Source organism: Pseudomonas sp. TH41, from assembly GCF_016650695.1.
Lineage (GTDB): Bacteria > Pseudomonadota > Gammaproteobacteria > Pseudomonadales > Pseudomonadaceae > Aquipseudomonas.
On sequence record NZ_JAEKFH010000003.1, the window covers coordinates 745,457 to 769,090 of the forward strand.

The window sequence follows — 23,634 nt, forward strand, 5'->3', positions numbered from 1 at the left end:
TCATCACCAGCCGCCCGACGAACCGCCGCCCCCGAAACCGCCACCGCCGCCGCTGAAGCCCCCGCCTCCGCCGCCACCAAAACCGCCGCCGCCAAATCCACCTCCCGAGCGGCCTCCGCCGCCGCCACTGGGCAGGATTCCGAGCATCTGGCAGACGAAAATCGTCAAGATGAACAGCATCACCAGAAACACAAATACACTCGGATGCCGCGAAATGAAGTCCCCGTTTTCATCGCCCCGCGATTGATAGACGGTCGACGGCTCATCCAGCGGATTGCCGCCCAACACCACAAGCATCGCCGCGACCCCGTCGCTGATGCCCTTGCTGAAGTTGCCGGTTTTGAACGCCGGGGTGATCACCTGATTGATGATCACCGAACTCTGCGCATCGGTCAGGCGATCTTCCAGGCCATAACCGACTTCAATCCGCAGCTTACGATCGTCACGCGCCACGATCAGCAGCGCGCCGTTGTTTTTGTCCTTCTGGCCGATGCCCCAGTAGCGTCCCAGTTGATAACCAAAGTCCGCGATGTCGGTGCCCTGCAAGTCCGGCAACGTGACCACCACCAACTGCTCGCCGGTGGCTTTTTCATGGGCCTGAAGTTGTTGCGTCAGCTGCTCGCGCACCGCTGGCTCGATCATCTGGGCGTTATCCACCACCCGTCCGGTCAGTTCCGGGAATTTCAACCCGGCCTGGGCCGTCAGGGCAAACACCCAGAGCATCAGCACCAGGCCCATTTTCAACACGCGCATTGGCAACCTCTTCCGTGCACCCGCATCAACATCTCTCAACCCCTGTAGGAGCTGCCGAAGGCTGCGATCTTTTGATCTTGATCTTAAAAGCAACATCAAAAGATCGCAGCCTTCGGCAGCTCCTACAGGGTTTGTTCACCCGCCATCAAGTGATGTGAAGCCATGTTTATTCGTGGTGTTAATTCAAATCCGTCAAAACTTCACTTGCGGTGCTTTATCAGCATCCGGCGTTGTCGCCTCGAAGGTTTCGCGAATCGGCAAATCGCTGTACATCACGCTGTGCCACAGGCGCCCCGGAAAGGTACGGATTTCGGTGTTGTACTTCTGCGCGGCAAGAATGTAGTCGCGGCGCGCCACGGCGATGCGGTTCTCGGTGCCTTCAAGTTGCGATTGCAACGCCAGGAAGTTCTGGTTGGCCTTGAGGTCCGGGTAACGCTCGGACACCACCATCAAACGGCTCAAGGCACCGGTCAGCTGATCCTGGGCCTGCTGATACTGTTTGAGCTTTTCCGGGTTATCCAGGGTCTTGGCATCCACCTGGATCGACGTGGCCTTGGCCCGGGCTTCGATGACCGCGGTCAGGGTTTCCTCTTCGTGCTTGGCGTAGCCCTTGACGGTTTCCACCAGGTTGGGAATCAGGTCGGCGCGGCGCTGGTACTGGTTCTGCACCTGGCCCCAGGCCGCCTTGGCCTGCTCGTCCAGTGTCGGGATCGTGTTGATGCCGCAACCGGCCAACAGCGTGGTCAGCAACATCAAGGCTGCGACGTGCAGGCTCGACCGATAGTGGTGTCGTACATTCATCTGGTTGACGCTCCCGTGTACATTCCGTTGAAAAACAACCAGCAGCCCCCTGACCGGCCTCTTGGGGCATAATCTGCCGCCGCCACTGGATTGCATCGAGCCAATGGGCTAAAAGATGCCCCCAGCGCTAAAACACTGCGCAAGTGTGCCTGCATTTACCTGAACAACAATAGTCGCTCCCTAAATTTTGGCTGACCGGCGCGCATTCACCGCCGCTTAGGCTTTTGAGATAACTATTCATGAAGAAGCTGTGTTTGCTGGGCCTGTTCGTCAGCCTGGCCAGTCATAACGTATTGGCCGCCACGACGCCCGCACCTTTGGAGAACAAGGACGCCTTCATCAGCAACCTGATGAAGCAGATGACCCTCGATGAAAAAATCGGCCAGCTACGGCTGATCAGCATCGGCCCGGAAATGCCTCGGGAGCTGATCCGCAAGGAAATCGCCGCGGGCAACATCGGTGGCACGTTCAACTCGATCACGCGCCCCGAAAACCGTCCGATGCAGGACGCGGCCATGCGCAGCCGGTTGAAGATCCCGATGTTCTTCGCCTATGACGTGATCCACGGCCACCGGACCATTTTCCCGATCCCGCTGGCCCTGGCCTCGAGCTGGGACATGGACGCCATCGGCCTGTCCGGACGCATCGCGGCCAAGGAAGCGGCGTCAGACAGCCTCGACCTCACCTTCGCGCCGATGGTCGACATCTCCCGCGATCCACGCTGGGGTCGCACGTCCGAGGGTTTCGGCGAAGACACCTATCTGGTTTCGCGCATCGCCGGCGTGATGGTCAAGGCCTTCCAGGGCAGCGGCGCGAATGCGGCCGACAGCATCATGGCCAGCGTCAAACACTTTGCCTTGTATGGCGCGGTCGAAGGGGGTCGCGACTACAACGTGGTCGACATGAGCCCGGTCAAAATGTACCAGGACTACCTGCCCCCCTACCGCGCCGCCATCGACGCGGGTGCCGGCGGGGTAATGGTTGCGCTGAACTCGATCAACGGCGTGCCGGCCACCGCCAACACCTGGCTGATGAAGGACCTGTTGCGCAAGGAATGGGGCTTCAAAGGCCTCGCCGTCAGCGACCACGGGGCGATTTTCGAGCTGATCAAACACGGCGTTGCCGCCGACGGTCGCGAAGCCGCGAAGCTGGCAATCAAGGCCGGCATCGACATGAGCATGAACGACTCCCTCTACGGCAAAGAGCTGCCAGGGCTGCTGAAGGCCGGCGAGATCGAGCAAAGCGACATCGACAACGCCGTACGTGAAGTACTGGCCGCCAAGTACGACATGGGCCTGTTCAAAGACCCGTACCTGCGCATTGGCAAGGCTGAAGATGATCCGGCCGACACCTACGCCGACAGCCGTCTGCACCGTACCGAGGCGCGTGACGTTGCGCGCCGCAGCCTGGTGTTGCTGAAGAACCGGGGCGAAACCCTGCCGCTGAAGAAAACCGCGAAAATCGCCCTGGTCGGTCCGCTGGCCAAGGCGCCGATCGACATGATGGGCAGTTGGGCAGCCGCCGGCAAACCTGCGCAATCGGTGACCCTGTTTGACGGCATGACCAACGCACTGGGCGCACAATCGACGCTGATCTACGCCCGTGGCGCCAACATCACCAGCGACAAGAAAGTCCTCGATTACCTGAACTTCCTCAACTTCGACGCCCCGGAAGTGGTGGACGATCCGCGTTCGGCCCAAGTGTTGATCGATGAAGCGGTGAAAGCCGCCAAAGACGCCGATGTGGTAGTGGCGGCGGTGGGCGAGTCCCGTGGCATGTCCCACGAATCGTCGAGCCGCACCGACCTGAACATCCCGGCCAACCAGCGCGACTTGATCAAGGCCTTGAAAGCCACCGGCAAACCGCTGGTGCTGGTGTTGATGAACGGTCGTCCGCTGTCGATTCTCGAAGAGAAAGAACAGGCTGACGCGATTCTGGAAACCTGGTTCAGCGGCACCGAAGGCGGCAACGCCATTGCTGACGTGCTGTTCGGCGACTACAACCCGTCGGGCAAACTGCCGATCACCATTCCGCGCTCGGTAGGTCAGATTCCGACCTACTACAACCACCTGAGCATCGGCCGGCCGTTCACGCCGGGCAAACCGGGCAATTACACCTCGCAGTATTTTGATGACACCACCGGGCCGCTGTTCCCGTTTGGCTTTGGTTTGAGCTACACCGATTTCAGCCTGACCGACGTGGCCCTGTCGTCGACCACGCTGAATAAGACCGGCAAGCTCGACGCCAGCGTCATGGTGAAGAACACCGGCAAGCGTGACGGCGAAACCGTGGTGCAGCTGTACATCCAGGACGTGACCGGTTCGATGATTCGTCCGATCAAGGAACTGAAGAACTTCCAGAAAGTCATGCTCAAGGCCGGCGAACAGAAAGTCGTGCACTTCACCATCACCGAGGATGACCTGAAGTTCTTCAACGCCCAGCTCAAGTACGCAGCGGAACCGGGCAAGTTCAATGTACAGATCGGCCTGGATTCAGAGGACGTGACGCAGCAGAGCTTTGAGTTGCTGTAACCGTTAAAAGCAAAAGATCGCAGCCTTCGGCAGCTCCTACAGGGGAACGCATTCCAATGTAGGAGCTGCCGAAGGCTGCGATCTTTTGATCTTGCCCTACCCCCGTCGATCCAGCAGATTCACCACCAGCCGATCCACCCATCCCCACATCCGTTGCTTCACCCGTCGCCACAGCGGCCGGCGTTGCCAGGCCTCCAGGCTCACCTCCTGACTCAAGCCAAAGTCCTTTTCAAAACTCGCCGCCACCGCCCGGGTCAACCCGGGGTCAAACGCTTCGAGATTGGCCTCCAGGTTGAAGCGCAGATTCCAGTGATCAAAGTTGCACGAGCCAATGCTCACCCAATCATCGATCAACACCATTTTCAGGTGCAGGAAACACGGCTGGTATTCAAAGATCTTGACCCCTGCCTTGAGCAATCGCGGGTAATAGCGATGCCCGGCGTAGCGCACCGACGGGTGATCGGTGCGTGGCCCGGTCAGCAGCAGGCGCACATCGACGCCACGGCCGGCTGCCCGTCGTAGTGAACGGCGGACTTTCCACGTCGGCAGGAAATACGGGGTTGCCAGCCAGATTCGCCGCTGCCCACTGTTCAACGCACGAATCAGCGATTGCAGAATGTCCCGGTGCTGACGGGCGTCCGCATAGGCGACCCGGCCCATGCCTTCGCCCATGGACGGCACGCGCGGCAGCCGCGGCAAGCCGAAATGCGAAGCCGGTTTCCAGGCGCGTCGATGACGGTTGGCGATCCATTGGCGGTCAAACAGCAACTGCCAGTCGATGACCAGCGGGCCGGTGATTTCCACCATGACTTCGTGCCATTCGCTGGTGTCTTCGCCCGGCGTCCAGAACTCATCGGTGACCCCGGTGCCGCCGACCACCGCCAGGCGCTGGTCCACCAGCAACAGCTTGCGGTGATCGCGGTAAAAGTTACCCACCCAGCGCCGCCAGCTCAGGCGATTGTAGAAACGCAGCTCTACGCCGGCCGCCATCAGACGCTGACGCAGGGTCAGGGTAAACGCGAGGCTGCCGTAATCATCGAACAGGCAACGCACACGCACACCACGCTCGGCCGCCTGGACCAGCGCCTGAACCATGGCCTCGGCGCACGCACCGGCCTCCACCAGGTACAGCTCCAGTTCGACCTGCTCTTCGGCGCGGGCAATCGCGACCAACATGCGAGGGAAGAACTGCGGGCCGTCGATCAGCAGTTCGAAGCTGTTGCCTTCACGCCAGGGAAAAATTGCGCCGGCCATGTCAGCGCGCCGTGAATATCAGTACCGCACCCACCGGCACTGACAAACTGATCGCCGACAAACCGGCGACGTTGCGCAAACGTTCCAGGCCGGGGGCCAGATCGAAATCCGCAGCGTTGATCACCAGCGGCTCGAGGGTCACCACCTGGAAGCGCCGGTCATCGAGACGGGTCGCTAACAGTTCGGCGTTGTAGTCGTGTTGTTTGCCATGGAGGTTGACGGTCAGCGGCAAACGCAACTCCAGTTGCGCACCAGGAGCGAGGTCTTTGATCGGCCGCAAATCGATCTGCGCGGTGATCAAGGCGTCGGGAAAGGTCTGGATCTCGAACAGGTCCTTGCGCATGCGCTCGTCACGCAACGGGATGCCGCTGTTCACCGAGTCCAGCTCAACCTCCACTTCGGCCAGGCCCTTGGGATCGACCTTGCCATGCAGCACCAGAAAGCGCTGCACTTCGGAAACGTTGGCGTTTTGGGTGCTGATAAACGACAGCCGCGAAGACTCTCCGTCCAGGTACCAATTGGCGTGTGCCGGCAGCGTGGCGCTGGCCAGCAGCACGAAGGCCAGGGTTTTGAAGACAGAGCGGTTGAACATAGAGACTCGCGGGCAGAAAAACCTGAGCGAACCTTAACCGCCCGTGGGCGTGTTGCAAACCTTGAAGATCAAAAGATCGCAGCCTGCGGCAGCTCCTACAGAGATTGGTGTAGGAGCTGCCGCAGGCTGCGATCTTTTCACGGCATCAACCGACATCCCTGCCGTTCGCCGACCCAAGCGGCGCTATTGCTGCGGCCCATGCCGCTGGCGGTGACGCGCTTGCTGGCGGGATCATCGGTGAAACCGCGGGTGGGCAGCCATTGCTTCACATAGCTGTGGCAATACTCGGCGTCGTTGTTCATCACGTAGCGGCACGAACAATATTCCTTGGCGGTGTAGGCGCTGATGATGTCCGGGAACGCCCACAGCGCCACTCGCTCCTGCCAGACCCAGCCGAGCAAGAGCATCAGCAGGATCAATAGCAACGTGCTGATTGGTCGGCGACGAATGAAAGGGCGACGGTTCATGGCTGTACCTTCACGGCAAATGCCTTGAGCGCGAGCTTGAGCAATTCGTTGTGTTGGTAGCGGCCGTCACGGTCATCGCCGTAGCGGACGATCACCAGGTTTTGGCTGGGGATTACGTACATCGCCTGCCCCCAATGGCCCAGCGCGGCGAAGGTATCGGCGGGGGCTTCGGGCCAGGGTTGTGCCGCGCCATCCACCGCGCGATTGAGCCACCACTGTCCGCCGGGCACCGCATCGTCCTGATTCTTTTGATAGTGGGCAAAGGGTTCGCGATTGAAGGCGACCCAGTCTTTGGGAAGCAATTGGCGTTCGCCCCAACGACCGTCGCGCAACATCAACAGACCGACGCGGGCCAGATCCCGAGCGGTGAGGTAGGCATAGGACGAAGCGACAAAGGTGCCTGTGGCGTCGGTTTCCCAGACGGCGTGGCGAATCCCTAACGGTTCGAACAACGCAGCCCATGGATAGTCCGGATAACGTGCCGGGCCGACGATGTTTTTCAGCGCGGCGGACAGCAGATTGCTGTCGCCACTGGAATAGCGAAACGCCTGACCGGGGGCGGCGTACTCGCCGTGATCGGCGGTGAACGCGGCCATGTCGGGGTGACCGCGGGTGTAGAGCATCGCGACCACCGAGGACTTCAACGGTGCGTATTCGTAGTCTTCCTGCCAGTCCAGGCCCGAAGCCCAATGCAGCAGATCGGCCATTGTTATCGTCGGGTGTTTTTCAAGCGCTGGATAAAACTTCAGCACCGGGTCTTTGAGTGTGAACAGGCCTTCGCCATAGGCCACGCCGAGGACCGTGGCCATGAGGCTTTTGCTGATCGACCAGGTCAGGTGCGGTGTGTTGGCGGTGGTTGGCGCGGCGTAGCGCTCGTAGATCAATTGGCCGTCGCGGATCACCAGCAAGGCATCGGTGCGGATGCCTTGGCGCGTGGTGTCGTCGCGAGGAGGGAAGGCGTAGGCCTCCAAGGCGTCGAGTGCGGGCCCGGTGATCGTCGGACCGGCCGACCATTGTTCGGCAGGCCATTGTTCGGCTTGGGCTGTGAGGCTGAGCAGCAGCATCAACATCAGGGACAAGCCTTTGAACATGGCAGGGGCTCGAAGTTGTGAACCTGCTGAGCCTAGCCCAGTTAAATGACACTCTCACTGTCCCTGTAGGAGCTGCCGCAGGCTGCGATCTTTTGATCTTTATCTTTTTCGGAGCCGCGGAAGATCAAGATAAAGATCAAAAGATCGCAGCCTGCGGCAGCTCCTACAGTGAACTGTTCAAGGCTTTGGCCAACCGCTTGCCTCTGGCTCCCGCCGCCAAATCCATCACCGCCTGATCCCTGCGCCACATCGCCGCCCAATGCGGCGGGCCATCGGCCAATGCCTGATCCACCTCAGCCTTGAGCCCATCGAACTGTGCAAACAACCCGCCCAGCAACACATGGCCGGCCGAATTATTCGGCGCTTGCCGACTGACTTCTGCACACCCGGCCAGCAGCGCCAGCAATCGCAGTTGCAAGGTTTGCGGCCAGTCACTGTCCTGAGCGACCCCATACAGCCAGGCCGTCATGGCGCTCAGCACATAGATGTCTTCCAGCGTGCGGAACGGTTTGACGTAAGCGTCCCAACCATCCCCCGCCAGCAATTCACATAGCGCGTTGTCGAGAAACAGTCGGCCGTGGCTGATGTCCGGCATCAACGGGATCGCAGGCAGTTTTTCCAGGCGCACGCCCGGCTCATCGGGATAGACCACCGCCAGACTCAAGCGCGGCGTCTCGCCAGGTTCTTCACTGCGAGCAGCAATCAGCAACCAGTCGGCGGCATCGCCAGCGGTGACGAAATCCTTGCGCCCGCTGACGCGCAAATCGCTGAGACGGGTTTGCATGTCTGCCACCCGCAGGCTGCGTTGCTCAGTCGCACACAACGCGCCGAGACTCAGGGGCGCGCTCGGCCAGAGCATGCGCAATGCGGCCTGATAACCCACCAGAAACGCCAGCCCCGGTGTCGCCATCAACCGGCCACCCGCTACCGCCAGTTCGAACGGCGTAACGCTACCCAATTGGTGCAACAAGATCGAAAAACCTTCGCCCAAGTCCGCATTGGCAGGCAAGCGATCACGGCGGTGCAACAGGGTTTGCCAGGGCATAAGAGGCTCCTTGTGGGCTGTCATAGAAGCATCACCAAAGCTTCATGGCGATGACACCGGGGCTACATAGCCTGACTTTGCACAACACGGCTGCATAAAGAAAGTCGATCGGCTGCAACCCAAGACAGGGGAACAGCCCGCACGGAGATTCCCAATGACTCAGATCGCCCGCATCAGCGACACCGGCAATGAACGCCGCCTGCAAGCCGAACGCCTGGTGGGCGCCGTGGCCTTGCAGGAAGCCCAGGCCCTGCGCTTCAACGTGTTCAGCGGCGAATTCAACGCCAAGCTCAAGGGTGCTGAACTGGGTCTGGACATGGATGACTATGACGTTCACTGCGCCCACATCGGTGTGCGCGACTTGAATACCGGGCGTCTGGTGGCGACCACTCGTTTGCTCGATCACACGGCGGCCAGCAGCCTGGGCAAGTTTTACAGTGAAGAGGAATTCAGCCTGCACGGGCTGGTCCATCTGCAAGGCCCGATCCTCGAAATCGGCCGCACCTGCGTCGACCCGGCCTACCGCAACGGCGGTACCATTGCCGTGCTCTGGGGTGAACTGGCGGAAGTGCTGAACCAGGGCGGCTACAGCTATTTGATGGGTTGCGCGAGTATTCCGATGCAGGACGGCGGCATTCAGGCTCACGCGATCATGCAGCGTTTGCGCGAACGTTATCTGTGCACCGAACACCTGCGCGCCGAGCCGAAAAAGCCGCTGCCTGTTTTGGACATCCCGTCCAACGTCATCGCCGAAATGCCACCGCTGCTCAAGGCCTACATGCGCCTGGGTGCGAAAATCTGCGGCGAGCCATGCTGGGATGAGGATTTCCAGGTCGCCGACGTGTTCATCCTGCTCAAGCGCGACGAGCTTTGCCCGCGTTACGCCAAACACTTCAAGGCGGCTGTGTAATGAGTCGGTTGCGGGTGTACGCGCGGATCGCGCGAGTGCTTGGCGTAGTGACGCTGGGTTTGAGCATGGCCAGTGTGTTCGGGCTGTTCGAACGTTTAGGGATTGCTCATTCGATGGTTCGCCGCCAGCGCTGGTCGCGATTCTTCATGGCGCGGTTGAGCAACGCCCTGCCCTTTCGCGTGACGGTGCACGGTGAATTACCGAAGGCGCCAATGCTGTGGGTCAGCAACCACGTGTCCTGGACCGACATCCCGCTGCTGGGCATGCTGACGCCATTGTCATTCCTGTCCAAGGCCGAAGTGCGCACCTGGCCTGTAGCGGGCTGGTTGGCGGCCAAGGCCGGCAGCCTGTTTATCCGTCGGGGCTCGGGCGACAGCCAGTTGATCCGCAAACAGATGACCCGTCATCTGGAGCAAGCGCATCCACTGCTGATGTTCCCGGAAGGCACCACCACCGACGGCCGTTCGTTGCGCACCTTTCATGGGCGCTTGCTGTCCGCGGCGATCGATTCGGAAGTGAAGCTGCAGCCGGTAGCGATTCGTTACTTGCGTGACGGTGAGCTTGATTCACTGGCACCGTTTGTTGGCGATGATGATTTGCTGTCGCACTTGATGCGCTTGTTCGCGAACGATCGGGGTGAAGTGGAGATTCATCTGCTCAAGCCGATTGCTTGCGAAGGTCGGGAGCGCGCGGCGCTGGCGTTCGAAGCGCAGCAGGCGGTACAGAAGGCGTTGTTTGGGGCGATTCCAGCAACACAGCAAGCCCCGATGCGCCCCGCTATCGCGGCCTAAACACACATCCCCCCGAAGAAACACATCCCCGTGTGGGAGCGGGCTTGCTCGCGAAAGCGGTCTGTCATCCACCATTGATGTCGACTGGCACACCGCTTTCGCGAGCAAGCCCGCTCCCACAAGGGATTTATCTTGCTGGATGGTTGCGCACAAATTGTTGAAGCTGTGGATAGAACAACCTGAAGTCCTCGCTCAACGGTTCATACAACACTCGCAACTCCTGCATCGCTGCCGCCAGTTCTTCGGGTCGGGTCAACCGACGAGAAATCCCTCGCAACACCTGCTCCAGCACCTCGAATTCCCGATAAGAACCCAACCAGTCGTTGGCCACCATATGCGGCGCGATGCGCGCCAAGCGTTCCGGCAGTTGCGGTTCGCGGGTCAGCACGCGGTACACGTGCGAGGTGAACAGCTCCAGCGGTTGTTCGGCGTACAGTTTCCAGTCCCGCGCCAGGCAGTGATCGAAAAACACGTCGAGCACGATCCCGGCGTAACGCCGGCGGGTCAGGGAGAACCGCGACAGCGCCACGTCCACCAACGGGTGGCGATCGGTGAATACGTCGATGCTGCGATGCAGCTGGATGGCCGCTTCAATCTCCGGATCAAACTGCCCTTGCAGCCGCCCTTTGACGAAATCGCCGTAAAGACTGCCGAGCAATTGACCGGGGCGCTGGCCACCGAGGTGAAGATGAGCGAGATAGTTCATGGGCGCAGCTTAGCACTGCACCCTTGTATCGTTACACCCACCATATCGTTATAACCCGATATACCGATTTACGCGGTCCTCAGAGCAAAATCATATTGGAATATCGCGAAATACCGATTTAAAGTTCGCTGCATCGCGATATAGCGTTTTACTCATCACGAGCCCTAAGCCATGAACCTCGACCTCGACGAAATAATAAAAGCCCTGGCACACCCAGTACGGCGAGAAATCCTGCACTGGCTCAAAGACCCGACCGTCGAATTCCCCGACCAGTCCCACAGCAACGAGCACGGCGTCTGCGCCGGGCAAATTGATCAACGTTGCGGTTTGTCGCAGTCCACCGTGTCTGCGCATCTGGCCACCCTGCAGCGCGCCGGCCTGATCAGCAGCCGCAAAGTCGGCCAATGGCACTTTTTCAAACGCAACGAGGAAACCATCCAGGCGTTCCTCCGCACCTTCAGCAAAGAGCTCTGACCCTTTACGTCAGTCAGCCGACAAGGAATCAATAATGCCCCTCTCGCTCCTCATTCTGGCCTTGAGCGCCTTCGCCATCGGCACCACCGAGTTCGTCATCATGGGCTTGCTGCCGGACGTGGCGGCCGACCTCGGTGTGTCGATTCCCGGCGCCGGCTGGCTGGTGACCGGTTACGCCCTGGGCGTGGCTATCGGTGCGCCTTTCATGGCACTGGCCACCGCCCGACTGCCGCGTAAGGCCGCTTTGGTAGCGTTGATGGGGATTTTCATCATCGGCAATCTGCTCTGCGCACTGGCCACTGACTACAACGTGCTGATGTTTGCCCGTGTGGTGACCGCCCTCTGCCACGGTGCGTTCTTCGGCATCGGTTCGGTGGTGGCAGCAGGCCTGGTACCGGCTAACAAACGCGCTTCGGCCGTGGCCCTGATGTTCACCGGCCTGACCCTGGCCAATGTCCTCGGCGTGCCGTTGGGCACTGCACTCGGTCAGGAAGCCGGCTGGCGTTCGACTTTCTGGGCGGTCACCGTGATCGGCGTGATTGCGCTGATCGGCCTGATCCGCTTCCTGCCGGCCAAGCGCGATGAAGAGAAACTCGACATGCGCGCCGAACTGGCTGCGCTCAAAGGGGCCGGGATCTGGCTGTCCCTGAGCATGACCGCCCTGTTCGCGGCCTCGGTGTTCACCCTGTTCACTTATGTCGCGCCGTTGCTGGGCGAAGTCACCGGTGTCTCGCCTCGTGGTGTGACCTGGACCTTGATGCTCATCGGCCTGGGCCTGACGGTCGGCAATATCATCGGCGGCAAACTGGCTGACAAAGGCATGGCCGCGACGTTGATCGGCGTCTTCATTTCGATGGCGGTGATTTCCACCGTGCTGACCTGGACCAGCGTCGCGCTGATTCCAACCGAAATCACCCTGTTCCTCTGGGCCACCGCGTGCTTTGCCGCCGTGCCTGCCCTGCAAGTGAACGTGGTGACCTTCGGCAAGGCTGCACCGAACCTGGTGTCGACCCTGAACATCGGCGCATTCAACATCGGCAACGCACTGGGCGCCTGGGTCGGCGGAAGCGTCATCGCCCACGGCTTCGGCCTGACCCGCGTGCCTCTCGCGGCCGCCGTACTGGCGGTACTCGCCTTGCTGATCACCCTGATTACTTTCCGCCAGAGCGGCAACCCCGAACTGGCCCCTGCTACTCACTAACCTCACGAGGGTTGTACTTCATGACGACTATTTTCGATCCGATCAAACTGGGCGACCTCGAGTTGGCCAACCGCATCATCATGGCGCCGCTGACCCGCTGCCGCGCCGACGAAGGCCGTGTGCCGAACGCGCTGATGGCCGAGTACTACGTACAACGCGCCTCGGCCGGCCTGATCCTCAGCGAGGCCACTTCGGTCACGCCAATGGGCGTCGGCTACCCGGACACCCCGGGCATCTGGTCCAACGATCAGGTGCGTGGCTGGGCCAATGTGACCAAAGCGATCCACGGCGCGGGCGGTAAGATTTTCCTGCAACTGTGGCACGTCGGGCGTATTTCCCACGGGTCGTATCTGGGCGGTGAAGCGCCGGTCGCACCGAGCGCCATTCAGCCGGAAGGTCATGTCAGCCTGGTTCGCCCACTGGCCGACTTCCCCACCCCGCGTGCTCTGGAAACCGCTGAAATCGCCGACATCGTCGACGCGTACCGCACCGGTGCCGAGAACGCCAAGGCAGCCGGTTTCGACGGTGTGGAAATCCACGGTGCCAACGGTTACCTGCTCGACCAGTTCCTGCAAAGCAGCACCAACCAGCGCACCGACCACTACGGTGGCTCCCTGGAAAACCGTGCGCGCCTGTTGCTGGAAGTGACCGATGCAGCGATCGAAGTCTGGGGCGCGGGCCGCGTGGGTGTGCACCTGTCACCGCGTGCCGATCTCCATGACATGGGCGACGACAACCTGTCCGAGACCTTTACCTATGTCGCTCGCGAGCTGGGCAAACGTGGCATCGCGTTCATCTGCTCTCGCGAGAGAGAAGCTGGCGACAGCCTCGGTCCTCAAATGAAGGACGCGTTCGGCGGCCCCTACATCATCAACGAGCGTTTCACCAAGGACAGCGCCAATGCCTGGCTAGCCAGCGGCAAGGCCGATGCGGTCGCCTTCGGCGTGCCGTTCATTGCCAACCCGGACTTGCCTGCACGGTTGAAGGCCGATGCACCGCTGAATGAGGCGCGTCCGGAATTGTTTTATGCCAAGGGCCCGGTTGGTTACATCGATTATCCGATGATGTAATTTTCAACCACGTAAAAAAGCCGCGTACGAACGCGGCTTTTTTATACCTGAATATCGCGATTTGGCACTGTAGGAGCTGCCGCAGGCTGCGATCTTTTGATCTTGATCTGGCGATACCGCAGCAGCTGAAGATCAAAAGATCGCAGCCTTCGGCAGCTCCTACAGGGGCGACACAAAATTCCTACAAAATAATGAGGCTGCCGCCTGTCAACCGGGCGAATGTGCGTATATAAAAGCACCCCAATGCCGTGGAGCCGGTGAAGAACTGTTCATTTATGGCTCCGACGGATGACACACGCAAAGCCGATTACGCATTTTGTTTCATTTGCGCAGACTGGGGCTCAAGCGCAGCATATCCAACCCTGTATCAACCCAACGCTCTGCTTCGATGTGCAGGTGAAAACTGTCGGGAACCAGCAGCCACTGATACAAGATGCCATCGATGTAAGCATGCAGGCTGATGGCCGCGCGCTCCGTGTCGAGGTTTTCCGGCAATTGCCCCCGATTCACTGCATTACGCAGGGCCAGGCCGATCCGCACATTGCAGTCGAGGCTGGCCACCACACGCTGCTGGCGCAGATCGCACATTTCATCGGTGAATTCGCATTTATGGAAAAAAATCTCATTGATGCGTCGTGTTTTCGGGTCCAGGGCAACTTGATGAAACAAATGAATCAGCAGCTTGCGCATGCAGCCCAGTGGATCGAGCTCTGCTTCGCTTTCACTGGCCCTGGCCATTTCTTCCAGCGGCTCGTGCAACGTATCGAGCATGGCCTGTACCAGGTCCGCCTTGTTGCTGAAATGCCAGTAGATCGCCCCGCGAGTGACGCCAGCCAGGGTCGCGATGTCCGCCAGTGTCGTGCGCGCTACGCCCCGTTCAAAAAAGGCCTTTTCTGCCGCTTCGAGTATCTGGCTACGGGTTTCTTGAGCTTCCTCTTTGGTACGACGGACCATGGCAGTAAAACCTCAATCAGGATGCTTCAGCGATGTCTGAATATCCGCTGAATAAAAGTGGGGCGAGCGCTCTTGGGTATCGTCCCCGGCCTACAATTCGAACCTTCGAACGGCGTCTGTAACGATGTGGATACGTGGTCAAGGTGTTTACAAACAACCATGAACGTAAGTATATTCATTAGCAAGCTACTTATCCACTCATCACCCATTTTTTACCTTTCCACATTTCTTGAGCGTTTCTTGCGCGCCTGACCCGAGGATTTTCATGCAATTCAAGCCAGCTGTTACCGCTCTGGTCACCGCCGTCGCCCTGGCATCACTGCTAAGCGGCTGCAAAAAGGAAGAGGCGGCACCGGCCGCGCCACCTCCTCAGGTCGGCGTTGTTACTTTGCAACCTCAATCCTTCACCCTGACCTCCGAACTGCCAGGCCGCACCAGCGCGTACCGCATCGCCGAAGTTCGCCCGCAGGTCAATGGCATCATTCTCAAGCGTCTGTTCAAGGAAGGCGGCGACGTCAAGCTCGGCCAGCAGCTCTATCAAATCGATTCGTCGGTCTATGACGCGACGCTGAAAAGCGCTGAAGCCAACCTGCAACAGACCAGGTCGATCTCGGATCGCTACAAGCAACTGGTCAACGAGCAAGCCGTCAGCCGTCAGGAATACGACACTGCCGTGGCCAACCGCATGCAATCGGAAGCCGCGCTGCAAAGTGCCCAGATCAATGTGCGCTACACCAAGGTTTACGCCCCGCTGACGGGTCGTATCGGCCGTTCCAATGTGACCGAAGGCGCACTGGTCACCAGCGGTCAAGCGGACCCGATGGCGGTGATCCAGCAACTCGACCCAATCTACGTCGACGTCACCCAGTCGTCCGTCGAGCTGCTTGAGCTGCGCCGTGAACTGGAAAGCGGTCGCCTGCAAAAATCCGGTGACAACGCGGCGGCGGTCAAGCTGACCCTGGAAGATGGCAGCCAGTACAAGCAGGACGGCAAGCTCGAGTTCTCCGAAGTGTCGGTTGACCAGACCACTGGTTCCGTCACCCTGCGCGCCGTGTTCCCGAACCCTGACCACACGCTGTTGCCGGGCATGTTCGTTCATGCGCAGTTGCAGGCCGGTGTGAACGCCGCGGCGATTCTGGCCCCACAACAAGGCGTGACTCGCGACCTCAAAGGCACGCCGACCGCATTGGTCGTCGGCCCGGACAACAAGGTTGAACTGCGTCAGCTCAAGGCCAGTCGCACCGTCGGCAGCCAATGGCTGATCGAAGACGGTCTGAAGGCCGGCGATCGCCTGATCACCGAAGGCCTGCAATTCGTCAAACCTGGCGTTGAAGTCAAGGCCACTGAAGCCACTAACGTTGGCGCAAAGAACCCGGCACCCGCACAGGCAGCTAACAAGGCTTCCAGCGGAAAAGGGGAGTAAACCATGTCGAGATTTTTTATCGACCGTCCGATTTTCGCCTGGGTAATTGCCCTGGTGATCATGTTGGTCGGGGCTCTATCGATCCTCAAACTCCCGATCAACCAATACCCGAGCATTGCGCCTCCGGCCATTGCGATCCAGGTGACTTACCCAGGCGCGTCCGCACAAACCGTGCAGGACACCGTGGTGCAGGTCATCGAGCAACAGCTCAACGGTATCGACAACCTGCGTTATGTCTCGTCGGAAAGTAACTCCGACGGCAGCATGACCATTACCGCGACCTTCGAGCAGGGCACCAACTCCGATACCGCGCAGGTTCAGGTCCAGAACAAACTGAACCTGGCCACCCCGCTGCTGCCGCAAGAAGTACAGCAACAGGGCATCCGCGTGACCAAGGCAGTGAAAAACTTCCTGTTGGTCATCGGTGTGGTCTCGCAAGATGGCAGCATGAACCGCGATGACCTGGCCAATTACATCGTATCCAACATGCAGGACCCGATTTCGCGGACCGCCGGTGTCGGTGACTTCCAGGTCTTCGGTGCCCAGTACGCGATGCGGATCTGGCTCGACCCGGCCAAGTTGAACAACTTCAACCTGACCCCGGTGGACGTTAAAACCGCCGTTGCCGCGCAGAACGTGCAGATTTCTTCCGGCCAACTGGGCGGCCTGCCGGCACTGCCCGGCCAGCAACTGAACGCCACCATCATTGGCAAGACCCGTTTGCAGACGGCGGAACAGTTCAAGGAAATCCTGCTCAAGGTCAACAAGGACGGCTCTCAGGTTCGCCTCAAAGACGTGGCTGATGTTGGCCTCGGTGGTGAGAACTACGCCATCAATGCCCAGTTCAACGGTGCACCGGCCTCCGGTCTCGCGGTCAAACTGGCCAACGGGGCCAACGCCCTTGACACTGCCAAAGCCCTGCGCAAGACCATCGACACGCTCAAGCCGTTCTTCCCGCAAGGGATGGAAGTAGTATTCCCGTACGACACCACGCCAGTGGTGACCGAGTCGATCAAGGGTGTGGTTGAAACCCTGGTCGAAGCGATCGTGCTGGTGTTCCTGGTGATGTTCCTGTTCCTGCAAAACTTCCGCGCCACCGTGATCACCACGATGACGGTGCCGGTGGTGTTGCTGGGTACGTTCGGGATCCTCGCGGCATTCGGCTTCAGCATCAACACCCTGACCATGTTCGGGATGGTGTTGGCCATCGGCTTGCTGGTGGACGATGCCATCGTCGTCGTGGAAAACGTCGAACGCGTCATGAGCGAAGAAGGCCTGTCACCCAAGGAGGCCACCAAGAAATCCATGGGGCAGATCCAGGGTGCACTGGTCGGTATTGCACTGGTTCTGTCGGCCGTACTGCTGCCGATGGCATTCTTCAGCGGTTCCACCGGGGTGATCTACAAACAGTTCTCGATCACCATCGTTTCGGCCATGGCCCTGTCCGTAATGGTCGCGCTGATCTTCACCCCGGCGCTCTGCGCCACCATGCTCAAGGCGATTCCGAAAGGCGAACACGGCACGCCGAAACGCGGCTTCTTCGGCTGGTTCAACCGCGGCTTCGATCGTAGTGTCAAAAGCTACGAGCGCGGTGTCGGCAACATGCTCGCGAACAAGGCCCCGTATCTGCTGGCCTACGTGATCATCCTGGTCGGCATGATCTGGTTGTTCACCCGCATCCCCACAGCGTTCCTTCCGGAAGAAGACCAAGGCGTACTGTTCGCTCAGGTGCAGACACCGGCAGGTTCCACCGCCCAACGCACGCAAGTGGTGGTCGACCAGATGCGGTCCTACTTGCTGGAGAAAGAATCCGGCGCAGTGGCTTCGGTCTTTACCGTGAACGGCTTCAACTTCGCCGGTCGCGGTCAAAGTTCCGGTTTGGCGTTCATCATGCTCAAGCCGTGGCATGAACGGGATGCGGAAAACAGCGTATTCAAACTCGCCGCCCGCGCCCAGCAGCACTTTTTCACCTTTCGTGACGCCATGGTGTTTGCCTTCGCACCACCGGCGGTACTGGAATTGGGTAACGCCACCGGCTTCGATGTGTTCCTGCAAGACCGCGCCGGTATCGGTCACGACAAGTTGATGGAGGCACGAAACCAGTTCCTCGGTATGGCCGCGCAAAGCAAGATGCTCTATCAGGTGCGTCCGAACGGTCTGAACGACGAACCGCAATATCAGCTGGAAATCGATGACGAGAAGGCCAGTGCCCTGGGCATTACTATCACCGACATCAACAGCACCCTGTCGATTGCCCTGGGCAGTAGCTACGTCAACGACTTCATCGACCGCGGTCGGGTGAAAAAGGTGTACGTGCAAGGTCAGCCTGGCTCGCGCATGAGTCCGGAAGACATCAAGAAGTGGTACGTGCGTAATGCCCAGGGAACCATGGTGCCGTTCTCTGCCTTCGCCAAGGGTCAATGGATCTACGGTGCGCCGAAGCTGTCGCGTTACAACGGTGTAGAAGCGATGGAAATCCTCGGGGCCCCGGCGCCCGGCTATTCCACCGGTGAAGCCATGGCCGAAGTCGAAGCCTTGGCTCAGAAACTGCCGCCCGGTGTCGGTATCTCCTGGACCGGTCTGTCCTACGAGGAACGTCTGTCCGGCTCGCAAGCGCCAGCGCTGTACGCGTTGTCGCTGCTGATGGTGTTCCTGTGTCTGGCGGCGTTGTACGAAAGCTGGTCGATTCCGATCGCGGTCATGCTGGTGGTGCCACTGGGGATTATCGGTGCGCTGATGGCCACCAGCCTGCGCGGCCTGTCGAACGACGTGTATTTCCAGGTGGGATTGCTGACGACCATCGGGCTGGCGGCGAAAAACGCCATTTTGATTGTCGAATTCGCTAAGGAACTGCACGAGCAAGGACGTAGTCTGCGCGATGCCGCCATCGAAGCCTGCCGCATGCGTTTGCGCCCCATCATCATGACCTCGCTCGCGTTTGTCCTCGGTGTGGTACCACTGGCTATTTCCACGGGTGCAGGTTCGGGTAGCCAACATGCGATCGGTACCGGGGTTATTGGCGGTATGCTCACCGCCACGGTCCTGGCGATCTTCTGGGTCCCACTGTTCTTCGTCACCGTGTCGTCCATCGGTCAGCGCAAAATCGTCGACCCGGATGACGCTACTGAAACTCCTAAAGAGGCTGGCCAATGAGCAAGTCGCTACTCTCCCTAGCCGTCGCCGCCTTCGTGCTCGGTGGTTGCTCGCTGATACCCGATTACCAGCAGCCTGAAGCGCCGGTGGCGGCCCAATACCCGCAAGGTCCGGCTTATTCGCCGGCCCAGGCGCCGAACCAGGCTGCCGCCGAACAGGGCTGGAAGCAGTTTTTCCATGACCCGGCGTTGCAACAGCTGATCCAGGTCGCCCTGGAAAACAACCGTGACCTGCGTGTCGCCGCACTGAACATCGACGCGTTCGCGGCTCAGTACCGCATCCAGCGTGCCGACCTGTTCCCGGCCGTTTCGGCCAATGGCACCGGCAGCCGTCAGCGGGTTCCGGCGGACGTCTCGCAAACCGGTCAGGCAGGCATCACCAGTTCCTACTCAGCCACGGTTGGCATCAGCGCCTATGAACTCGACCTGTTTGGTCGGGTTCGCAGCCTGAGCGAACAAGCCCTGCAGCAATACTTCGCCACTGAAGAAGGGCGCCGCAGCACGCAGCTCAGCCTGGTGGCCAACGTCGCCAATGCCTATCTGACCTGGCAGGCTGACAAGGAACTGCTGAAGGTCACCCAGGACACCCTCGGTGCATTCCAGGAGAGCTACAAGCTCACCGCCCGCAGCAACGAAGTGGGGGTAGCCTCGGCGCTGGACCTGGCGCAGTCGCGTACTTCGGTGGAAAACGCCCGTGCGCAATTGGCCCGATACACGCGCCAGGTCGCCCAGGATGAAAACAGCCTGGTGCTGTTGCTCGGCACTGGCATCCCGGCCAATCTGCAACCCGCCAAACCCCTGGCTGACGACCTGCTGAGCGATGTGCCGGCCGGTTTGCCGTCGGACTTGCTGCAACGTCGCCCGGACATTCTTCAAGCCGAATACAACCTGAAAGCGGCGAACGCCAACATCGGCGCGGCGCGGGCTGCATTCTTCCCGAGTATCAGCCTGACGGCCAACGCCGGCACCTTGAGCCCGGACTTGTCCGGCCTGTTCAAGGGCGGTTCGGGCACCTGGCTGTTCCAGCCGCAGATCAACCTGCCGATCTTCAACGCCGGCAGCCTGCGCGCAAGCCTGGATAACTCGAAAATCCAGAAAGATATCGGTGTGGCGAACTACGAGAAGTCCATCCAGACGGCCTTCCAGGAAGTCGCCGATGGCCTGGCTTCACGCGCGACCTACACCGACCAGGTACAAGCTCAACGTGATCTGGTCAGCGCCAACCAGGACTATTACCGTCTGGCTGAGCGTCGTTACCGGATCGGTGTCGACAGCAACCTGACCTTCCTCGATGCCCAGCGCCAGCTGTTCGCCTCCCAACAGTCGTTGATCACCGACCGTCTGGCGCAGCTGATTAGCCAGGTCAACCTGTACAAGGCCCTGGGCGGTGGCTGGAACGAGCAGACCGCGAAGAATGAGCCGTTGAAAGAAGATGCACCGAAGATGAAGTTGTTCTGATCGCACTGTAGAAAAAAAGAAGCCCACCTTTTGGTGGGCTTTTTGTTGTCTTTGAAAAAGTCAGGATCAAAAGATCGCAGCCTTCGGCAGCTCCTACATGGAACCGTGAACACCTGTAGGAGCTGCCGAAGGCTGCGATCTTTTGATCTTTTGATCTTTTGCCGTTCGATAATCGCCCAAAACCCGCTTTTCAAGATTGAACCATCCAGTACATTCACCGCACCATTTGTCGTACAAAACCAATAACAACAGGTTCGACACCATGCCCCCGCGCCCTGCCCTGTCCGGCTGATCCCGTTCGTTTTTGTCCCGATTTCAGATGTTTGTCTGCAACCCCAAAGGTTGCGGCATCACACCGTTTCATCCCCAAGAATTAGCGAGACCCGAGCACATGACGCCTTCCACCGCGCAGTATTTTTCCCCGAGTCTGATCGCCATCGCCCTAGCCTGTGCAGCCCTGCCTGCCGCAGCCGAGGAGTCAGGCTTTGTCGAAGGTGCCAAGGTCAACCTGAACTTGCGCAATTTCTACATCAACCGCAACTTCACCAACCCGACCAAGGCTCAGGGCAAGGCTGAAGAATGGACACAAAATTTCATCCTCGACGCAAGGTCCGGGTTCACTCAGGGCACCGTCGGGTTTGGCATGGATGTGCTGGGGCTGTACTCGGTGAAACTCGACGGCGGCAAAGGCACCGGCGGTACACAGTTGCTGCCATTGGACCACGACGGCCGCCCGGCCGATAACTTCGGTCGCACCAACGTGGCGTTCAAGGCCAAGCTGTCGCAGACCGAAGCGAAGGTCGGCGAATGGATGCCGGTGCTGCCGATTCTGCGCTCGGACGACGGTCGCTCGCTGCCGCAAACCTTCCGTGGCGGTCAGATCACCTCAAAGGAAATCGACGGCCTGACCCTGTATGGCGGCCAGTTCCGCGCCAACAGCCCACGCGACGACAGCAGCATGAAGGACATGTCGATGAACGGAAAAGCCGCATTCACTTCCGACCGCTTCAACTTTCAGGGCGGCGAATACCTGTTCAACGAGAAGCGCACGCAGATCGCTCTGTGGAATGCCGAACTCAAGGACATCTACAGCCAGCAGTTCGTCAACCTGACCCACAGCCAGCCCATCGGTGACTGGACCCTGGGCGCCAACCTCGGTTTCTTCTATGGCAAGGATGATGGCAGCGCGCGGGCTGGCGAGCTGGACAACAAAACCTGGTCGGGGCTGTTCTCGGCCAGGTACGGCGGCAACACCTTCTTCGTTGGCCTGCAAAAGCTTACCGGCGACAGCGCGTGGATGCGGGTCAACGGCACCAGTGGCGGCACGCTGGCCAACGACAGTTACAACGCCAGCTATGACAACGCTCAGGAAAGGTCCTGGCAAGTGCGCCACGACTACAACTTCGTCGCACTCGGCGTACCCGGTCTGACCTTGATGAACCGCTACATCAGCGGCGACAACGTTCACACCGGCGCCATCACCGACGGCAAGGAATGGGGTCGCGAAAGTGAGTTGGGCTACACCGTGCAAAGCGGAGCGCTCAAGGACCTCAATGTGAAGTGGCGCAACTCGACCATCCGCCGGGACTTCAGCAACAACGAGTTCGACGAGAACCGGTTGATCGTCAGCTATCCGATCAGCCTGCTGTAAACCCACGCCCTTGTAGGAGCGAGCTTGCTCGCGATGGTGTGTCAGCCGACATTAATGTAGCTGACACTCCATCGCGAGCAAGCTCGCTCCTACAGGGGTGTGCCTTTACCACTTATTCCCGCGATTCAACCCCCAACTCATCCCACACCGACTCGGCCAGGTGGAACGTCGCATTGGCCGCCGGAATGCCGCAGTAGATCGCGCTCTGCATGATCACTTCTTTGATCTCGCCACGGCTCACGCCGTTGTTGGCGGCGGCGCGCAGGTGCAGCTTGAGTTCGTCATTGCGGTTCATGCCGATCAGCATGGCGATGGTGATCAGGCTGCGGGTATGGCGCGGCAGGCCCGGGCGGGTCCAGATGTCACCCCAGGCGTGGCGGGTGATCATTTCCTGAAACTCCGAGTTGAACTCGGTCAGCGCGCTCAAGCTGCGGTCGACGTGAGCGTCTCCGAGGACTGCGCGACGGACTTTCAGCCCTTCGTCGTAGCGTTGTTTTTCGTCCACGACAATCCCCTTAATGAGCCAACAAAAACGCCAGTACCCGTTCGCTGAACGCAGCGCTGGCCTGAACATTGGACAGATGCGCCGCATAGAACTCGGCGTACTCGGCGCCCTGCACATGCTCCTGAATGAAATGCCCACCGGACGGCGGCGTGACCGCGTCTTCGGTGCCGGCAATCACCAGCAGGGGCACCTTGATCGAGGACAGTTGATCGCGGAAATCGGCATCGCGCACGGCCGCGCAATTGGCCGCATAGCCTTCAGGCGAGGTGGCCGCGAGCATGTCGGTAATCCGCTTCGCCACAGCCGGATGGGCGGCGGAAAAATCCGGGGTAAACCAACGCGCAATCGACGCATCACGCAGCGCGACCATGGCCGCCGAACCGTCACGCAGCACGGTTTCGATGCGTGGGTTCCACACCGACGGATCGCCGATTTTCGCCGCGGTATTGCACACCACCAGTGAGTTCAGTCGATTACCGGCGTTGATCCCCAGCCACTGGCCGATCAAGCCGCCCATGGACAGACCGCAGAAATGCGCCCGTTCGATGTGCAGTGCATCAAGCAGCGCCAGCACGTCGTGGCCCAGTTGCTCGATGCTGTACGGCCCCGGTGTGACCAGCGATTTGCCGTGACCGCGGGTGTCGAAACGCAGCACGCGGAAATGATGGGTGAACGCCGCGATCTGCGCGTCCCACATGTGCAGGTCGGTGCCCAGCGAGTTGGACAGCACCAGTACCGGCGCATCCTCCGGCCCATCGAGTTGGTAGTTCAGTTCGCCCTCGGCGAGTTGTACGAAAGCCACAGC

General features: G+C 59.9%; 21 protein-coding genes. 10 read left to right on the forward strand and 11 right to left on the reverse strand.

Going from position 1 to position 23,634, the window contains the following annotated elements; all coding sequences use genetic code 11:
- Positions 1-3: 3 nt before the first annotated feature.
- Together JFU37_RS06135 and JFU37_RS06140 are read right to left on the reverse strand one after the other, a co-directional pair.
- On the reverse strand, positions 4-753 hold the full coding sequence (locus JFU37_RS06135) for a TPM domain-containing protein (RefSeq protein WP_201114053.1): 750 nt from the start codon (positions 751-753) through the stop codon (positions 4-6).
- 192 nt (positions 754-945) lie between these two features.
- A complete protein-coding gene (locus tag JFU37_RS06140) occupies positions 946-1,554 on the reverse strand; it encodes a LemA family protein (RefSeq protein ID WP_201114055.1) in 609 nt (202 codons plus the stop codon).
- A 239-nt stretch (positions 1,555-1,793) separates the two neighbouring features.
- On the opposite strand from JFU37_RS06140, the gene bglX reads away from it, so the two are divergent.
- On the forward strand, positions 1,794-4,085 hold the full coding sequence (gene bglX, locus JFU37_RS06145) for a beta-glucosidase BglX (RefSeq protein ID WP_201114057.1): 2,292 nt from the start codon (positions 1,794-1,796) through the stop codon (positions 4,083-4,085).
- A 96-nt stretch (positions 4,086-4,181) separates the two neighbouring features.
- On the opposite strand, the gene JFU37_RS06150 is transcribed toward bglX, so the two are convergent.
- The 5 genes from JFU37_RS06150 to JFU37_RS06170 form a co-directional block, all read right to left on the reverse strand.
- The gene (locus JFU37_RS06150; protein ID WP_201114059.1) at positions 4,182-5,339 is read right to left on the reverse strand and encodes a phospholipase D-like domain-containing protein; all 1,158 of its coding nucleotides are present in this window, start codon (positions 5,337-5,339) and stop codon (positions 4,182-4,184) included.
- 1 nt (position 5,340) lies between these two features.
- Positions 5,341-5,931, reverse strand: a complete 591-nt coding sequence (locus tag JFU37_RS06155) for a YceI family protein (protein WP_201114061.1) — start codon at positions 5,929-5,931, stop codon at positions 5,341-5,343.
- 137 nt (positions 5,932-6,068) lie between these two features.
- Positions 6,069-6,398: an amidase gene (locus tag JFU37_RS06160; RefSeq protein ID WP_201114062.1), complete on the reverse strand. Its 330-nt coding sequence runs from the start codon at positions 6,396-6,398 to the stop codon at positions 6,069-6,071.
- Positions 6,395-7,489 carry a serine hydrolase domain-containing protein gene (locus JFU37_RS06165; RefSeq protein WP_201114064.1) on the reverse strand — a complete coding sequence of 365 codons (1,095 nt, stop codon included), beginning with the start codon at positions 7,487-7,489 and terminating at the stop codon, positions 6,395-6,397. Before JFU37_RS06165 ends, JFU37_RS06160 begins: the two co-directional genes overlap by 4 nt.
- A 163-nt stretch (positions 7,490-7,652) precedes the next feature.
- Positions 7,653-8,534, reverse strand: coding sequence for an acyl-CoA dehydrogenase family protein (locus JFU37_RS06170; protein ID WP_201114066.1), 882 nt, complete (start codon positions 8,532-8,534; stop codon positions 7,653-7,655).
- Between the two features lie 154 nt (positions 8,535-8,688).
- Here JFU37_RS06170 and olsB point away from each other — a divergent pair, with 154 nt between their 5' ends.
- Positions 8,689-9,444, forward strand: a complete 756-nt coding sequence (gene olsB / locus JFU37_RS06175; RefSeq protein WP_201114068.1) for an L-ornithine N(alpha)-acyltransferase — start codon at positions 8,689-8,691, stop codon at positions 9,442-9,444.
- Positions 9,444-10,235 carry a lysophospholipid acyltransferase family protein gene (locus JFU37_RS06180; protein WP_201114070.1) on the forward strand — a complete coding sequence of 264 codons (792 nt, stop codon included), beginning with the start codon at positions 9,444-9,446 and terminating at the stop codon, positions 10,233-10,235. The genes olsB and JFU37_RS06180 overlap by 1 nt, the downstream gene beginning before the upstream one ends.
- A gap of 127 nt (positions 10,236-10,362) precedes the next feature.
- Here the strand turns inward: JFU37_RS06180 and JFU37_RS06185 are convergent, their stop codons facing one another.
- The gene (locus JFU37_RS06185) at positions 10,363-10,941 is read right to left on the reverse strand and encodes an acyl carrier protein phosphodiesterase (RefSeq protein ID WP_201114078.1); all 579 of its coding nucleotides are present in this window, start codon (positions 10,939-10,941) and stop codon (positions 10,363-10,365) included.
- 171 nt (positions 10,942-11,112) lie between these two features.
- Between JFU37_RS06185 and JFU37_RS06190 the strand changes: the two genes are divergently transcribed.
- The 3 genes from JFU37_RS06190 to JFU37_RS06200 are packed head-to-tail and all read left to right on the forward strand — an operon-like array spanning position 11,113 to position 13,686.
- Complete coding sequence (locus JFU37_RS06190; RefSeq protein ID WP_201114080.1) at positions 11,113-11,415, forward strand: ArsR/SmtB family transcription factor; 303 nt, start codon at positions 11,113-11,115, stop codon at positions 11,413-11,415.
- Positions 11,416-11,449: 34 nt separating this feature from the next.
- The gene (locus tag JFU37_RS06195; RefSeq protein WP_201114088.1) at positions 11,450-12,616 is read left to right on the forward strand and encodes an MFS transporter; all 1,167 of its coding nucleotides are present in this window, start codon (positions 11,450-11,452) and stop codon (positions 12,614-12,616) included.
- Between the two features lie 20 nt (positions 12,617-12,636).
- Positions 12,637-13,686 (forward strand): alkene reductase, encoded by a 1,050-nt coding sequence (locus tag JFU37_RS06200; RefSeq protein ID WP_201114090.1) that lies wholly within the window; start codon positions 12,637-12,639, stop codon positions 13,684-13,686.
- Between the two features lie 321 nt (positions 13,687-14,007).
- Here the strand turns inward: JFU37_RS06200 and emhR are convergent, their stop codons facing one another.
- The gene (emhR, locus tag JFU37_RS06205) at positions 14,008-14,640 is read right to left on the reverse strand and encodes an efflux system transcriptional repressor EmhR (protein WP_201114098.1); all 633 of its coding nucleotides are present in this window, start codon (positions 14,638-14,640) and stop codon (positions 14,008-14,010) included.
- A 265-nt stretch (positions 14,641-14,905) separates the two neighbouring features.
- Here emhR and emhA point away from each other — a divergent pair, with 265 nt between their 5' ends.
- The 4 genes from emhA to JFU37_RS06225 all read left to right on the forward strand — a co-directional run bounded on the left by emhA (position 14,906) and on the right by JFU37_RS06225 (position 22,324).
- Positions 14,906-16,063, forward strand: a complete 1,158-nt coding sequence (gene emhA, locus JFU37_RS06210; RefSeq protein ID WP_201114100.1) for an efflux RND transporter periplasmic adaptor subunit EmhA — start codon at positions 14,906-14,908, stop codon at positions 16,061-16,063.
- Between the two features lie 3 nt (positions 16,064-16,066).
- Positions 16,067-19,216 (forward strand): efflux RND transporter permease subunit EmhB, encoded by a 3,150-nt coding sequence (gene emhB, locus JFU37_RS06215; protein WP_201114108.1) that lies wholly within the window; start codon positions 16,067-16,069, stop codon positions 19,214-19,216.
- The gene (gene emhC, locus JFU37_RS06220) at positions 19,213-20,673 is read left to right on the forward strand and encodes an efflux RND transporter outer membrane subunit EmhC (RefSeq protein WP_201114110.1); all 1,461 of its coding nucleotides are present in this window, start codon (positions 19,213-19,215) and stop codon (positions 20,671-20,673) included. Before emhB ends, emhC begins: the two co-directional genes overlap by 4 nt.
- A gap of 391 nt (positions 20,674-21,064) precedes the next feature.
- Positions 21,065-22,324, forward strand: coding sequence for an OprD family porin (locus tag JFU37_RS06225; RefSeq protein WP_201114113.1), 1,260 nt, complete (start codon positions 21,065-21,067; stop codon positions 22,322-22,324).
- Positions 22,325-22,436: 112 nt separating this feature from the next.
- Here JFU37_RS06225 and pcaC read toward each other — a convergent pair whose 3' ends face one another.
- A complete protein-coding gene (pcaC, locus tag JFU37_RS06230; protein ID WP_201114115.1) occupies positions 22,437-22,829 on the reverse strand; it encodes a 4-carboxymuconolactone decarboxylase in 393 nt (130 codons plus the stop codon).
- 10 nt (positions 22,830-22,839) lie between these two features.
- Complete coding sequence (gene pcaD, locus JFU37_RS06235; protein WP_201114117.1) at positions 22,840-23,631, reverse strand: 3-oxoadipate enol-lactonase; 792 nt, start codon at positions 23,629-23,631, stop codon at positions 22,840-22,842.
- Between the last annotated feature and the right edge of the window lie 3 nt (positions 23,632-23,634).

Excerpts from the sequence above, each read along its gene's own strand:
- JFU37_RS06135 (WP_201114053.1), bottom strand. The coding sequence starts at position 753 with ATGCGCGTGTTGAAAATGGGCCTGGTGCTGATGCTCTGGGTGTTTGCC.
- JFU37_RS06140 (WP_201114055.1), bottom strand. The coding sequence starts at position 1,554 with ATGAATGTACGACACCACTATCGGTCGAGCCTGCACGTCGCAGCCTTG.
- bglX (WP_201114057.1), top strand. The coding sequence starts at position 1,794 with ATGAAGAAGCTGTGTTTGCTGGGCCTGTTCGTCAGCCTGGCCAGTCAT.
- JFU37_RS06150 (WP_201114059.1), bottom strand. The coding sequence starts at position 5,339 with ATGGCCGGCGCAATTTTTCCCTGGCGTGAAGGCAACAGCTTCGAACTG.
- JFU37_RS06155 (WP_201114061.1), bottom strand. The coding sequence starts at position 5,931 with ATGTTCAACCGCTCTGTCTTCAAAACCCTGGCCTTCGTGCTGCTGGCC.
- JFU37_RS06160 (WP_201114062.1), bottom strand. The coding sequence starts at position 6,398 with ATGAACCGTCGCCCTTTCATTCGTCGCCGACCAATCAGCACGTTGCTA.
- JFU37_RS06165 (WP_201114064.1), bottom strand. The coding sequence starts at position 7,489 with ATGTTCAAAGGCTTGTCCCTGATGTTGATGCTGCTGCTCAGCCTCACA.
- JFU37_RS06170 (WP_201114066.1), bottom strand. The coding sequence starts at position 8,534 with ATGCCCTGGCAAACCCTGTTGCACCGCCGTGATCGCTTGCCTGCCAAT.
- olsB (WP_201114068.1), top strand. The coding sequence starts at position 8,689 with ATGACTCAGATCGCCCGCATCAGCGACACCGGCAATGAACGCCGCCTG.
- JFU37_RS06180 (WP_201114070.1), top strand. The coding sequence starts at position 9,444 with ATGAGTCGGTTGCGGGTGTACGCGCGGATCGCGCGAGTGCTTGGCGTA.
- JFU37_RS06185 (WP_201114078.1), bottom strand. The coding sequence starts at position 10,941 with ATGAACTATCTCGCTCATCTTCACCTCGGTGGCCAGCGCCCCGGTCAA.
- JFU37_RS06190 (WP_201114080.1), top strand. The coding sequence starts at position 11,113 with ATGAACCTCGACCTCGACGAAATAATAAAAGCCCTGGCACACCCAGTA.
- JFU37_RS06195 (WP_201114088.1), top strand. The coding sequence starts at position 11,450 with ATGCCCCTCTCGCTCCTCATTCTGGCCTTGAGCGCCTTCGCCATCGGC.
- JFU37_RS06200 (WP_201114090.1), top strand. The coding sequence starts at position 12,637 with ATGACGACTATTTTCGATCCGATCAAACTGGGCGACCTCGAGTTGGCC.
- emhR (WP_201114098.1), bottom strand. The coding sequence starts at position 14,640 with ATGGTCCGTCGTACCAAAGAGGAAGCTCAAGAAACCCGTAGCCAGATA.
- emhA (WP_201114100.1), top strand. The coding sequence starts at position 14,906 with ATGCAATTCAAGCCAGCTGTTACCGCTCTGGTCACCGCCGTCGCCCTG.
- emhB (WP_201114108.1), top strand. The coding sequence starts at position 16,067 with ATGTCGAGATTTTTTATCGACCGTCCGATTTTCGCCTGGGTAATTGCC.
- emhC (WP_201114110.1), top strand. The coding sequence starts at position 19,213 with ATGAGCAAGTCGCTACTCTCCCTAGCCGTCGCCGCCTTCGTGCTCGGT.
- JFU37_RS06225 (WP_201114113.1), top strand. The coding sequence starts at position 21,065 with ATGACGCCTTCCACCGCGCAGTATTTTTCCCCGAGTCTGATCGCCATC.